The 12,074-nt window shown below is 66.4% G+C and carries 10 protein-coding genes; 8 read left to right on the forward strand and 2 right to left on the reverse strand.

What is annotated here, in order from left to right:
* The first annotated feature begins 2 nt into the window (after positions 1 to 2).
* The 6 genes from tmk (at position 3) to KUW00_RS14065 (ending at position 6,481) form a co-directional block, all read left to right on the forward strand.
* Positions 3 to 683, forward strand: a complete 681-nt coding sequence (gene tmk, locus KUW00_RS14040) for a dTMP kinase (protein ID WP_222569336.1) — start codon at positions 3 to 5, stop codon at positions 681 to 683.
* Entirely contained in the window at positions 674 to 1,675 is a 1,002-nt protein-coding gene (locus tag KUW00_RS14045; protein ID WP_371931871.1) for a DNA polymerase III subunit delta', read from the forward strand. Before tmk ends, KUW00_RS14045 begins: the two co-directional genes overlap by 10 nt.
* 106 nt (positions 1,676 to 1,781) lie before the next feature.
* Entirely contained in the window at positions 1,782 to 2,618 is an 837-nt protein-coding gene (locus tag KUW00_RS14050; protein WP_222569338.1) for a TatD family hydrolase, read from the forward strand.
* Between the two features lie 94 nt (positions 2,619 to 2,712).
* A complete protein-coding gene (locus KUW00_RS14055; RefSeq protein ID WP_222569339.1) occupies positions 2,713 to 3,303 on the forward strand; it encodes a DUF1285 domain-containing protein in 591 nt (196 codons plus the stop codon).
* A complete protein-coding gene (locus KUW00_RS14060; RefSeq protein WP_222569340.1) occupies positions 3,303 to 5,507 on the forward strand; it encodes an ATP-dependent helicase in 2,205 nt (734 codons plus the stop codon). Before KUW00_RS14055 ends, KUW00_RS14060 begins: the two co-directional genes overlap by 1 nt.
* 113 nt (positions 5,508 to 5,620) lie before the next feature.
* Entirely contained in the window at positions 5,621 to 6,481 is an 861-nt protein-coding gene (locus tag KUW00_RS14065; RefSeq protein WP_222569341.1) for a sulfurtransferase, read from the forward strand.
* Between the two features lie 214 nt (positions 6,482 to 6,695).
* Here KUW00_RS14065 and KUW00_RS14070 read toward each other — a convergent pair whose 3' ends face one another.
* Together KUW00_RS14070 and KUW00_RS14075 are read right to left on the reverse strand one after the other, a co-directional pair.
* A complete protein-coding gene (locus KUW00_RS14070) occupies positions 6,696 to 7,955 on the reverse strand; it encodes a dicarboxylate/amino acid:cation symporter (RefSeq protein WP_108132690.1) in 1,260 nt (419 codons plus the stop codon).
* 312 nt (positions 7,956 to 8,267) lie between these two features.
* Complete coding sequence (locus tag KUW00_RS14075; protein ID WP_045993415.1) at positions 8,268 to 9,935, reverse strand: electron transfer flavoprotein-ubiquinone oxidoreductase; 1,668 nt, start codon at positions 9,933 to 9,935, stop codon at positions 8,268 to 8,270.
* A 379-nt stretch (positions 9,936 to 10,314) separates the two neighbouring features.
* On the opposite strand from KUW00_RS14075, the gene KUW00_RS14080 reads away from it, so the two are divergent.
* Together KUW00_RS14080 and KUW00_RS14085 are read left to right on the forward strand one after the other, a co-directional pair.
* On the forward strand, positions 10,315 to 11,067 hold the full coding sequence (locus tag KUW00_RS14080) for an electron transfer flavoprotein subunit beta/FixA family protein (RefSeq protein WP_045993416.1): 753 nt from the start codon (positions 10,315 to 10,317) through the stop codon (positions 11,065 to 11,067).
* Positions 11,064 to 11,990, forward strand: coding sequence for an electron transfer flavoprotein subunit alpha/FixB family protein (locus tag KUW00_RS14085; RefSeq protein WP_222569343.1), 927 nt, complete (start codon positions 11,064 to 11,066; stop codon positions 11,988 to 11,990). Before KUW00_RS14080 ends, KUW00_RS14085 begins: the two co-directional genes overlap by 4 nt.
* Positions 11,991 to 12,074: the final 84 nt, after the last annotated feature.

Raw genomic sequence — 12,074 nt, forward strand, 5'->3', positions numbered from 1 at the left:
CCATGACGCAGACACAACCGGCCGAGCCCACCTCTGGCGCGCGCGGGCGCTTCATTACCCTGGAGGGCGGAGAAGGCGTCGGCAAGTCCACCAACCTGGCCTTCGTGGTCGCCGCCCTCGAGGCGCGTGGCATCGAGGTAGTACAGACCCGCGAGCCTGGAGGGACGCCTCGGGCCGAGGCCATTCGCGAACTGCTGCTGGCGTCCAGCGACGAGCCGCTGGACAGTGACGCCGAGCTGCTGCTGGTGTTCGCCGCACGGGCCCAGCATCTTGCCCAGCGCATTCGCCCGGCCCTGGAGCGCGGCGCCTGGGTGGTCAGCGACCGCTTCACCGACGCCACCTTTGCCTACCAGGGTGGCGGTCGAGGCCTGCCGTTCGAGCGCATCGTCCAGCTCGAACGTCTGGTCCAGGGAGAACTGACGCCGGATCTGACGCTGTTGCTGGACATGCCGCTGGACGCGGCGGAGCGTCGCCTGGCGGGTCGTCTGGACCGCACCGGCACGCGCAAGGATCGCTTCGAGCAGGAGCGCCGCGACTTTTTCGAGCGGGTGCGCCTGGCCTACCTGGCCCGGGCCGAGCAGGCACCGCAGCGGATGGTCAGGATCGACGCTGACGCCAGCCTGGACGAGGTGCAGCGGCGGATCGCGCGGGTACTGGACGAGCGGGTGGCGCAATGGACGTGAATAGCAGCGTCGCCCAGCCGCCGATGCCCTGGCTGGCACCGCGCTGGCACGAACTGGTGCGACTGATGGACGCCGGTCGTCTGCCCCATGCCGTGCTGCTGTCGGGCCCCCGCGGGCTCGGCAAGCAGTCCCTGGCCGAGGCACTGATTGCCCGCGCCCTGTGTGCCCGTCCAGGAGAGACCGCCTGCGGAGAGTGCCACAGTTGCCATATGCTGGCCTCGGGCTACCACCCTGACCTGCTGCGGGTGGCGCCGGAGGAGGGCAAACGGATGATTCGCATTGACCCGATCCGTCAGGTCAATGGCTTCGTCTCCCAGACCGCTCAGCAGGGCGGGCACCGGGTCATCGAGATCCGTCCCGCCGAGGCGATGAACGTGGCCGCGTCCAACGCCCTGCTGAAGAGCCTGGAGGAGCCGGGGCAGGACACCCTGTTCGTGCTGGTCTCCGACATGCCGTCCCACCTGCTGCCGACGATCCGTTCGCGCTGCCAGCAGTGGACGCTCAAGCCGCCGGAACTCGAAGACTGCCTGGACTGGCTGTCGAAGGAACTCGGTTCCGAGGACGAAGCACGCTTCTGGTTTCGAGCCGCCGGTGGGTTGCCGCTGGCAGCGCGACAGCTGGCCGAGCCGGGCTCGCGGGCGCTGCGTCAACAGCTGCACGAGACCTTCGACGCCCTGGTACGTGGCGCCGAACCGGTGGCCGAGGCGGCCCGGCTGGACCGCCAGGCCATCGATGCCATCCTGTGGTACGGTATCGCCTGGCTGGAGGATCTGATTCGCCTGGGGCTTTCCGGCGAGCCTGAAGGCCTCAGAAACCCCGACCTGGCACCGCTCTATCGTCAGGCGGTGAAAAATGGCCGGGTGCGCGACTGGTTCCGCCTGCTCGACTACGCCCGTGAGCAGCGTCGGTTGCTCAGTGAAGGCGGCAATCCCAACCCGCAACTGGTGCTCGAGGCCTGGCTGGTCCGCTGGGCGGCCCTGTTGCGTTCCTGAGCGACGTCGTGTGCCCAGACGTCCTCCCCGGAGGCTCGCTGGCGTCTCTGATCATCGTCGCCGGTATTCGTCCCTGACATCCGTATTCAAGCCCCGAGAGATCTTCATGTTCGTCGATTCCCACTGCCATCTCGATCGCCTTTCTCCTGATACCCATGGCGGCGATCTGTCGCGGGCCCTGGACGCCGCCCGCGAGCGCGGCGTCCAGCAGTTCCTGGCCATCAGCGTGACCCTCGACGGCGTACCCGAACTGGCCGCAATTCGCCAGGCCCACGACGATGTGGTGATCTCCGCCGGGGTGCATCCGCTGCATCAGGTGGAGCACGAACCCGGCGTTGCCGAGATTGTCGCCTGCGCCAAGGAGCATGGCGCCGTGGCCATCGGTGAATCGGGACTGGACTATCATTACGACAGCGTTCCCGACGAGGTGCAGCACGAGCGTTTCGCTCGCCATCTGCAGGCTGCCACCGAGCTGTCGCTGCCGATCGTGGTGCATACCCGGGAAGCGAGGGAGGACACGCTCTCGCTGATTCGTCAGTACAGCGATCCCGAGGTCGGCGGGGTACTGCACTGCTTCACCGAGGACCTCGAGATGGCGCGGGATGCGGTGCGCCTGGGCTTTTATATCTCCTTGTCGGGGATCGTCACCTTTCGCACCGCCGAGGCGCTGCGCGAGGTGGCCAGAAAAGTCCCGCTGGATCGTCTGCTGATCGAGACCGACAGCCCCTATCTGGCGCCGGTGCCGCACCGTGGCAAGCCCAACGAGCCGGCCTGGGTGGTCGACGTGGCCCAGTGCATCGCCGACGAGCGGGGAATCAGCGTGGAAGAGGTGGCGATGCAGACCACCGCCAACTTCTACCGGCTGTTTCCCAAGGCCCAGCCGGCCGCCCCGGAGGACCTCAAGCAGGCCCTTCGCGACGCAGGTTTTGTGGAACAGGGCTAAGCGGGCTTTGTTGTGACCAGGCCGATGGCCCCGGTCGGCACGGGCACCGGTCTGTTGGCCGGGCCTTGAGCGATAACTCGACGAGGTAGCCTCCATGCAACTCGATCACATCCTGAACGGCATCGCCGAGCTTGGTGAGCGTCCGCCCTTGTCCGACTGGCAGCCCGAACCGAGCGGCGAGATGGACCTGGTGATCGCCCGAGACGGGCGCTGGATCCACGAAGGCAGTCCGATCCAGCGTCCTGAGCTGGTGCGCCTGTTCGCGCGCATCCTGCGACGGGAGGACGACGGCCACCATTACCTGGTCACGCCTATCGAAAAGTGGCGGATCAGCGTCGAGGACACCGCCTTCGTAGTGCTGGAGGCGGAACTGGCAGACGAACAGCGGGAAGGCCAGTCAAAAGGCCAGCCAGAAGACCACGTAGACAAGCGCTGGTGGCTGACCACCAACGTCGGCGAGCGTATCGCCCTGGGTCAGGAGTATCGACTGTCGCTGTCGACGACACCGGCGGGCGAGGAGGTGCCCCAGGTGTGCCTGCCCTATGGCGTGAGTGCTCGACTCGGGCGTAACGTCTTCTACCGTCTGGTCGAACAGGCCGAAGCGCGCAGCGACTGCGGCGAGCTGGGGCTTACCAGCGACGGCGTGTGGCAGCCGCTGGGACGCCTGGAGGGTGACGCGCACTGATGGCTTCACCTGCATTGGAGCGGCTCGCGCTGACGCCCGAACAACGCTGCGTTGTCGCCCACCCGGCAGGCCATGCCAGGGTCGCGGCGGTGGCCGGAGCGGGCAAGACCACCACCCTGGTGGCCAGGGTGCTGCACCTGCTGTCCCACGGAGTCAGCGCCCGGCGCATGATGGTGCTGATGTTCAACCGCGCCGCCCGGGAGGACTTTCAGCGCCGTCTGGTGGCCATGGCCGAACCCGGCATGGAACTGCCGGAGGTGCGTACCTTTCACTCTCTCGGTCATCGTCTGAGTCAGAGCCTGACCCGCTGGGGCGCGCTGCCACGGCGCGAACTGCTGACCGCAGACTGGCAGCAGGAGCGACTGCTGCGCCAGGCGACCCTGGAGGCGTTGGCCCAGGTCGACGAGGATCGCGACGCCGCGCTCGAGCCCGATCGCATCGAGGAACTCGCCCACTTCTGTTCGCTGGTCAAGGCCGAGGTGATCGACCCCCAGTTGCTGTATGAGCGGCTCGAGCTCGGCGAGGGGACTCGCCACTTCGTCGTCGCCCACCAGTGTCTCGAGACCTTGCTGGCCGATCAGGGGGTGATGACCTATTCGGATCTGCTGTATCGACCGCTGCTGGCACTCGAAGGTGATCCCTCGCTGCGCCAGCGGGTTCAGGGCTTCCTCGACCATGTGATCATCGACGAGTATCAGGACATCAATGCTGCTCAGCAGCGGTTGTTGGCGGTGCTGGCCGGCGACCAGGCCTCGGTGATGGCGGTGGGTGACGCCAACCAGTGCATCTACGAATGGCGCGGCGCCCACCCGGAGGCCATGCTCGAGAACTTTACCCGGATCTTCGGTGCCGCCACCGACTACCCCTTGTCGACCACCTTTCGCCATGGTCACGCCTTGGCGCTGGCCGCCAATCATGCCATCGCCGGCAACCCGCGTCGCCCGGACCAGCTATGCCTGGCGGCGCCCACCAATCCGCGTACCGAGCTCAAGGTCGCACGGGGCGCCAGTGCCTTCCTCGATGGACTCAAGCGCTGGGTGGAAGCCGGCCGTCGTCTCGACGAAGCCTGTCTGCTGGTACGTAGCTGGACCCTGTCGGTGCCGATGCAGCTGGCGCTGTTGCGCGAAGGCATTCCCTTTCGCCTGGCCCGGGAGGATCGCTTCGTCTTTCGCCTGCCGCTGGTAGAGGCACTGGCCGGCTATCTATCGCTGGCGCTGTCGCCCGAGCAGCTGCGCGACCCTGGCGCGCTGATGCCGATGTTTGCCCAGCCGACCTGCTTCGTACCACGTGAAGTGCTCGCTGGCCTGGTGCAGCGCCTGGCCGACACCCAGACCTGGCCAGGGCCGGGCGACGCGCTGCTGGCGCGACTGAAGCCGCACCAGAAGCGCACCCTCAAGCGTCGCTGGCAACTGCTGTGCGAGCTGCCGAAGCTTGCCCATCTGTCCGCCGACGCGCTGCTCGAGCATGTGGTCGCGGAGGTCGAGGCGGAAAAGGTGCTCAAGCGCGCCGCCTCCCGCCGCGACAAGGGCGAGGAGGACGTGCGCCTGCTCGACGTCCTGATCGAGCAGGCTCGGGAGGTCGGTGACATCGCCACCTTCATCGAGCTGCTGCGGCGCCCGGTGCAGAACCGCGACGAAGGGGTGTTGATCAATACGGTTCATGGCGCCAAGGGCCTGGAGTGGCCGCTGGTGATGGTGGGGGCGGTCAATGAAGAGGACTTTCCCCACTACAGTCGTGACAACCCCCTGTCCCCCGAGCGTCTCGAGGAAGAGCGCAGGCTCTACTATGTGGCCATCACCCGGGCCATCGAACGCCTGGTCATCCTCCACGATGGCGGCGATCATCGTCCCAGCCGCTTTATCCAGGAGAGCGCCTGCCGCGACGCCAGCGCCGTGGCCAGGGCGCTGTACCGATGCGCTGACGGAGCCGACCCCGAGGAGGTGAGCGTCGCCGAGCCGGCACTGGTGGGGCGCTATCTGAATGCCCTGGGGCAGCCGCTGCCGATCAAGGCGCTTGAGCGAGCGCCAGGCAATGGCCATTACCAGGTGGGTGAGCGCATTCGCCACGGCGTCTTCGGTGACGGTGAGGTCGCCTTGGTGGAAGGCGACCCCGCCAATCCGGTCATCGAGGTGCGCTTCGATCGTGCCGGCAAGCGCCGCCTGATCGCCCATCGCGCCCCGATCGAGCGGCTGTCGAGCGCCTGATCAGGGCGCGGGCCACTTGTCGAGACGCGCGAAAGCGCTTCGATACGATAAGGCTCCGGTGCGATAAAGCCTTGCGCCACCAGACAGTGTTCTGACATGAGAAGGAGTTCGTCATGACCCATCCCTTGATCGACGCCGATAGCCTGCGACACGCGCTAGACGGCGACACCCCGCCGCTGGTGCTGGACTGCCGCGTGCGCTTGAACGACCCCGATGCCGGGGCGGCGCTGTGGCGTCAGGCCCATGTTCCCGGCAGTCTGCACCTGGATCTGGACCGTGACCTGTCCGGACCCAGGGACGTTGGCTCCGAGGCAGGCGGACGACACCCGTTGCCGAGCCACGCCGACTTCACCGCGACCCTTCAGCGGCTGGGCGTTGCGCCTGAGCGCGAGGTGGTGGTGCTCGATGATGCCGGCGGCCAGCTGGCGGCGGCACGGGCCTGGTGGATGCTGAGCGAGTGGGCCGGCCACCCGCGGGTGCGCCTGCTCGACGGTGGCCTCGCCGCCTGGGAGAGCATCAATGGCGACTGGGAGGTGGGGGAGGGTGCACCTCCTGCGCCGTCGCAGTGGACACCCGAATTCGACGACAGTCGTTTCGTCGTCCTCGAGGAGATGGCGTCGACTGCGGCGCTGAAGGTGGACGCCCGGGCCGGTGAGCGCTATCGCGGCGAGGTCGAGCCGATGGACCCCCGAGCCGGGCATATCCCTGGTGCGGTCAATCGCCCCTGTAGCCTCAATCTCGACGACAATGGACGCTTCAAGTCGCCGGAGGCTTTAGCAAGAGAACTGCCCCAGAAGTCGCAGCAGGATCCTGGCGTGATTGCCTACTGCGGCTCCGGCGTTACCGCCTGCCATGACATTCTCGCCTATCGCCTGGCGGGTCTGCCGGCCCCGCGGCTCTATGTCGGCTCCTGGAGCGAGTGGAGCGTCGATCCCGCACGCCCGGCCGAGACCGGCCCCGCCGCCGCTTCCTGACGCCACTGCAGACGCCCCTTGCTGACGTCCCTTGCTGGCGCCGCCATGTGGCGCCTGCAGCGGTCCTTCAGCGTCAACACCATCAACGAGCACGGCCCCGTCATCAGGTGACGGGGCCGTGCTCGTTGGACTATCAGCATGGCGCTGAATCATCAGTACCTGGTCGAGGTGGGGCCTGGCTCTCCTGCGCAGCCGGGCCCTGTCGATTCATCGTCTAGCGGCCTGCCTCGCTGGCGCCTGTCTGGCCAGAGTCTGGGTGGGCGGCTGGGTGGGCGGCATGGTGGCGGCCCTCCAGACGGCTCAGCAGCATGGCGTTGGCGGTATTGCCCATCACGTTCAGAGAGGTGCGGAAGCCATCGGTGAAGCGGTCCACGCCGGCGACCACGGCGACGCCCTCCAGTGGCAGCCCTGCAGCCGACAGCACGGTGCTCATGGCCACCAGGCCAGCGCCCGGCACGCCAGCGGTGGAGAAGGATACCAGCAGGCCGGTGGTAAAGATGGTGGCGGCCAGGGTCAGGGTCACCTCGACACCGAAAAGCTGCGCCACGAAGAGCGCATTGAAGCCCTGGAGCACGGCGGCGCCGTCGCGTTTGAGGGCGGTCCCGAAGGGCAGGGCGAAGGCGCTGAGCTGGTGTGGTGCACCGTAGGCCCGGGCATTGTTGAGGGCGATCGGCAGGGTGGCGTTGGAGCTGGCGGTGCCAAGGGCAAAGCTCAGGGCCTCGCCGAAGTGGCGCAGGTAGGCCAGGGGGCGGGCACCTGTGATCGCCAGCAGCGCCAGATAGAACACCGCCATGGCGCCGATGGCCGCCAGCAGGCCGATCACGTACAGGCCGAGCTTCAACAGCAGGTCGAACCCCTGGGTGGCCACCACCGAGGCGATCAGCGCGAACACACCGATGGGGGCGAGCTTGAGTACCATCGACAGGATCTTGAGGGTCACGTCGTAGCCGCTCTGCAGCAGCGAGACCAGCGGCCGGCTCTGTTCCGGCAGCTGGCGGGCGGCCACGCCGACCAGGGCGGCGGCCAGGATGATCTGCAGCAGGTTGGCCTCGGCCAGCGCCTCAAAGGGGTTTTTCGGTACCAGGCCCACCAGCCACTGGGCCAGCGGGGTCGGGTCGCGGGCCTCGACGCCGGCGGCCTGAGCGCTGTCCACGCCGAGGCCCGGGGTCAGCCAGGCGGCCATGCCCATGCCGATGGCCAGGGCCACCGCGCTGGTCAGCACATAGAGCATCAGCAGCTTGCCGGCGTAGCGTCCGACGCTTTCGCTGCGATCGACCTGGGTAAAGCTCAGTACCAGAGCGCAGAACACCAGCGGCACCACGATAAACTGCAGAAGGCGCAGAAATACCTGACCCAGCGGGGTCAGCAGTTGTGTATCCAGGACGCCCGCCCACTGGGGCAGGAACAGATTGACGGCGCCGCCGGCCAGGATCCCGAGGATCAGGGCCAGCAGTATTTGACGGGTGTGGGCCATGGTATCTCCCTGTAGCGGCCTCGATCACGGCTGCCCTGTCCCTGGCCCTGGCCTGGAGTTCGGCCGGATAGGCCGATGACCAGGCGGGTGTTCGGCAGGGGGGGGGCGATCGATAAGGGGGCACACTATTAGGGCTCGGCGATGTCTTGGCAAGAAGCCCAATAGACCGATTTGTTATGACGTTAAGTGTATGCCCTGCAATAAAAAAACGGACGGGGCTGGGCCCGTCCGCTGAGGGTGTTGGCTAACGGGCGTGTCAACGCCCTGGGTCATGGTTGGGCCGCGTTCGGCAGCGACGCGGCCCGCCCGCGATCACATATTGGGATAGTTGGGACCACCGCCGCCTTCCGGGGCGACCCAGGTGATGTTCTGGGCGGGGTCCTTGATGTCGCAGGTCTTGCAGTGGACGCAGTTCTGGAAGTTGATCTGGAAACGCGGCTGGCCATCGTCACCCTCGACCACTTCGTAGACCCCGGCGGGGCAGTAGCGCTGAGCGGGCTCGGCGTACTCCGGCAGGTTCTTGTGGATCGGAATTTCCGAATCTTCGAGCTTGAGGTGGCAGGGCTGGTCTTCCTCGTGATTGGTGTTGGACAGGAACACCGAGGAGGGCTTGTCGAAGGACAGCTTGCCGTCGGGCTTGGGGTAGTCGATCTTCTCGAACTCGCTGGCGGGCTTGAGCGCCGCATGGTCCGCAGTGGTGTCGTGGACCCTGGGCAACTTGCCGCCGAGCAACTGATCGACGAAGTTGTAGGCGCCACCGCCCACGGTGCCGTACTTGTGGATCGCGGGACCGAAGCTGGCGGTCTGCTCGAGTTCCTTGTAGGCCCAGCTGTCCTGCCACCTGGCCTCGAACGCCTTGAGTTCGTCGCCGCCCTCGTTGCCGTCCTTGAGCGACTCGAACACGCTTTCTGCCGCCACCAGACCGGACTTCATGGCGGTGTGGATGCCCTTGATCTTGGCGAAGTTGAGGGTGCCGGCGTCACAGCCGATCAGCAGCCCGCCGGGGAAGGTCATCTTCGGCAGGCAGTTGAGGCCGCCCTTGGCGATGGCACGGGCCCCGTAGGCCACCCGCTTGCCGCCTTCCAGGTAGCGCTTGAGCACCGGGTGGTGCTTCATCCGCTGGAACTCGTCGAACGGCGACAGGTAGGGGTTCTGGTAGGCCAGGTCCATGATCAGGCCGACCACCACCTGCTGGTTCTCGGCGTGGTAGAGAAACCAGCCGCCGTGGGTGTTCTTGTCCAGCGGCCAGCCGGAGCCGTGCAGCACCAGCCCTGGCTCGTGCTGTTCCGCCGGTACGTCCCACAATTCCTTGAGACCGATGCCGTAGTGCTGGGGATCCTTGCCCTCGTCCAGGCGGAATTCGCGGATCAGGCGCTTGCCGATGTGGCCACGGGCGCCCTCGGCGAACAGAGTGTATTTCGCACGAAGCTCCATGCCCGGTGCGTAGCCACCTTTCTCGCTGCCGTCGGCGGCCACGCCCATGTCGCCGGTCAGGATGCCGCGTACCACGCCGTCCTCGACGATGGCGTCCTGGGCGGCGAAGCCCGGGAAGATCTCGACGCCCAGGGACTCTGCCTGTTCGGCCAGCCAGCGGCACAGGTTGCCGGCGCTGATCACATAGCGGGTGATGTCGCCACCGGTGTTGTGCATGCTCTTGGGCACCAGCGCGTTGGGCAGCTTCTGGGCCTTCTCGGCGTCCTTGAGCAGGTACAGCTCGTCACGCACCGCCGGGGTGGTCAGCGGGGCGCCACGCTCCTCCCAGTCGGGGAACAGCTCGAATAGCGCGCGGGGCTCGAGCACCGCTCCGGACAGAATATGGGCGCCCACCTCGGAGCCCTTCTCGACCACGCAGACGGTCAGCTCCTGCTCGGCCTCGTTGGCCTGCTGCATCAGTCGGCAGGCGGCGGCCAGTCCAGACGGACCGGCGCCGACGATGACCACGTCGAACTCCATGGTGTCGCGTTCTACTTGTTCTGCCATCGGGTGCTTTCCTCCTCGGCGTGACGTCGGGGTGCCACCAACGTCGTACAGATTTTAAACGGTCGTTTGCTTCACGGTGTGTCCCATGATAGGCATAATAGCGTCGTCGGGTCATCCTTACGATGGTCGACCCTCCACAATGGTCGACTCGGCATGCGGGGATTGTTGCCAAGGCCCGGCCTGTGGCACATTGAAGGTACGCACCGAGCCCCTATCAAACGCTTGCATGAAACGCATAAGGGCATAGCGAAAAGTTCTCAATCGTGGTGTCCTCTCGGGACACGCGATGCGTAAATCGATGCGGTGCCCGTCACCGCCAACGTGTTGATGGTTCCTTCCTTACATTCAAGGTTCCCCAGATGAACCAAGCGAGGACAACATGAAAGTACTCGTCGCGGTCAAACGCGTCATCGACTACAACGTCAAGATCCGGGTCAAGCCGGATGGCAGCGACGTTGACTTGACCAACGTCAAGATGGCCATGAATCCCTTCTGCGAAATCGCCGTGGAAGAGGCGGTGCGCTTGAAGGAGAAGGGCGTGGCGACCGAGGTGGTGGCGGTGACCGTGGGGCCGAAGGCGGCGCAGGAACAGCTGCGCACGGCCCTGGCGCTGGGGGCCGATCGCGCCATCCACGTCGAGAGCGACGAGCGCGTTGAATCGCTGGGCGCGGCCAAGGCACTGGCCAAGGTGGTCGAGAAGGAAGCGCCGCAGCTGGTCATCCTCGGCAAGCAGGCGATCGACTCCGACAACAACCAGACCGGTCAGATGCTGGCCGCGCTGACCGGCATGGCCCAGGGTACCTTCGCCTCCGAGGTGGAAGTCGAAGGCGAGACCCTCAAGGTCATCCGCGAGATCGATGGCGGACTGCAGACGGTGTCGCTGAAGCTGCCGGCGGTGGTCACTACCGACCTGCGCCTGAACGAGCCGCGCTACGCCAAGCTGCCGGACATCATGAAGGCCAAGAAGAAGCCGATGGACGTGATGACCCCGGCCGATCTGGGCGTCGAGGTGGCCAGCCGTCTCAAGCTGGTCAAGGTCGAGCCGCCGGCCGAGCGCCAGGGTGGCGTCAAGGTGGGCTCGGTGGACGAGCTGGTGGACAAACTGAAGAATGAAGCGAAGGTGATTTCATGAGCATTCTGGTTCTGGCAGAACACCACGACGGCCAGCTGGCCGACGCCACCGCCCACGTGGTGGCCGCCGCCCAGGCTATCGGTGGTGATATCGACGTGCTGGTTGTCGGTCAGGACGTGGCCGCCGTGGCCGATGCCGCCGCCAAGCTGGATGGTGTCAGCAAGGTGCGTGTCGCCGACGGCGAGACCTTCGCTCACCTGCTGGCCGAGCCCACCGCCGACCTGCTGGTGGCCCTGGCCGACGACTACAGCCATGTGCTGGCGGCCGCCTCGACCACCGGCAAGAACGTGCTGCCGCGCCTGGCGGCGCTGAAGGACGTGGCCCAGATCTCCGAGATCATCGCGGTGGAGAGCGCCGACACCTTCAAGCGTCCGATCTACGCCGGCAACGCCATCGCCACCGTCCAGAGCGAGGACGCGCTCAAGGTCATCACCGTGCGTTCCACCGCCTTCGACGCCGTCGGCCAGGGTGGCTCCGCTGCCATCGAACCGGTCGAGGCGAGCATCGACAACAGCCTGTCGAGCTTTGTCGGTGAAGAGCTGGCCGAGAGCGATCGTCCCGAGCTGGGGGCTGCCCGCGTGGTCATCTCCGGTGGTCGCGGCATGGGCAGCGGCGAGAACTTCAAGATCCTCGACAACATCGCCGACAAGCTGGGCGCCGCCATCGGCGCGTCCCGTGCGGCGGTGGATGCCGGCTTCGTGCCCAACGACATGCAGGTCGGCCAGACCGGCAAGATCGTGGCGCCGGACCTGTACATCGCCGTGGGCATCTCCGGTGCCATCCAGCACCTGGCCGGGATGAAGGACTCCAAGGTCATCGTCGCCATCAACAAGGACGAGGAGGCGCCGATCTTCCAGGTCGCCGACTATGGCCTGGTGGCCGATCTGTTCGAGGCCATTCCGGAGCTCGACAGCAAGCTCTGAGTGCAAGATGTAGAAGCGGTGTGCCGGCTAGGCCGGCTAGGCCGGCAACGCTGACAAACGCCGTGGCGGCCAACGCCACGGCGT

Source organism: Halomonas sp. DP5N14-9, from assembly GCF_019802175.1.
Taxonomy (GTDB): Bacteria; Pseudomonadota; Gammaproteobacteria; order Pseudomonadales; family Halomonadaceae; genus Halomonas; species Halomonas litopenaei.

Excerpts from the sequence above, each read along its gene's own strand:
- tmk (WP_222569336.1), top strand. The coding sequence starts at position 3 with ATGACGCAGACACAACCGGCCGAGCCCACCTCTGGCGCGCGCGGGCGC.
- KUW00_RS14045 (WP_371931871.1), top strand. The coding sequence starts at position 674 with ATGGACGTGAATAGCAGCGTCGCCCAGCCGCCGATGCCCTGGCTGGCA.
- KUW00_RS14050 (WP_222569338.1), top strand. The coding sequence starts at position 1,782 with ATGTTCGTCGATTCCCACTGCCATCTCGATCGCCTTTCTCCTGATACC.
- KUW00_RS14055 (WP_222569339.1), top strand. The coding sequence starts at position 2,713 with ATGCAACTCGATCACATCCTGAACGGCATCGCCGAGCTTGGTGAGCGT.
- KUW00_RS14060 (WP_222569340.1), top strand. The coding sequence starts at position 3,303 with ATGGCTTCACCTGCATTGGAGCGGCTCGCGCTGACGCCCGAACAACGC.
- KUW00_RS14065 (WP_222569341.1), top strand. The coding sequence starts at position 5,621 with ATGACCCATCCCTTGATCGACGCCGATAGCCTGCGACACGCGCTAGAC.
- KUW00_RS14070 (WP_108132690.1), bottom strand. The coding sequence starts at position 7,955 with ATGGCCCACACCCGTCAAATACTGCTGGCCCTGATCCTCGGGATCCTG.
- KUW00_RS14075 (WP_045993415.1), bottom strand. The coding sequence starts at position 9,935 with ATGGCAGAACAAGTAGAACGCGACACCATGGAGTTCGACGTGGTCATC.
- KUW00_RS14080 (WP_045993416.1), top strand. The coding sequence starts at position 10,315 with ATGAAAGTACTCGTCGCGGTCAAACGCGTCATCGACTACAACGTCAAG.
- KUW00_RS14085 (WP_222569343.1), top strand. The coding sequence starts at position 11,064 with ATGAGCATTCTGGTTCTGGCAGAACACCACGACGGCCAGCTGGCCGAC.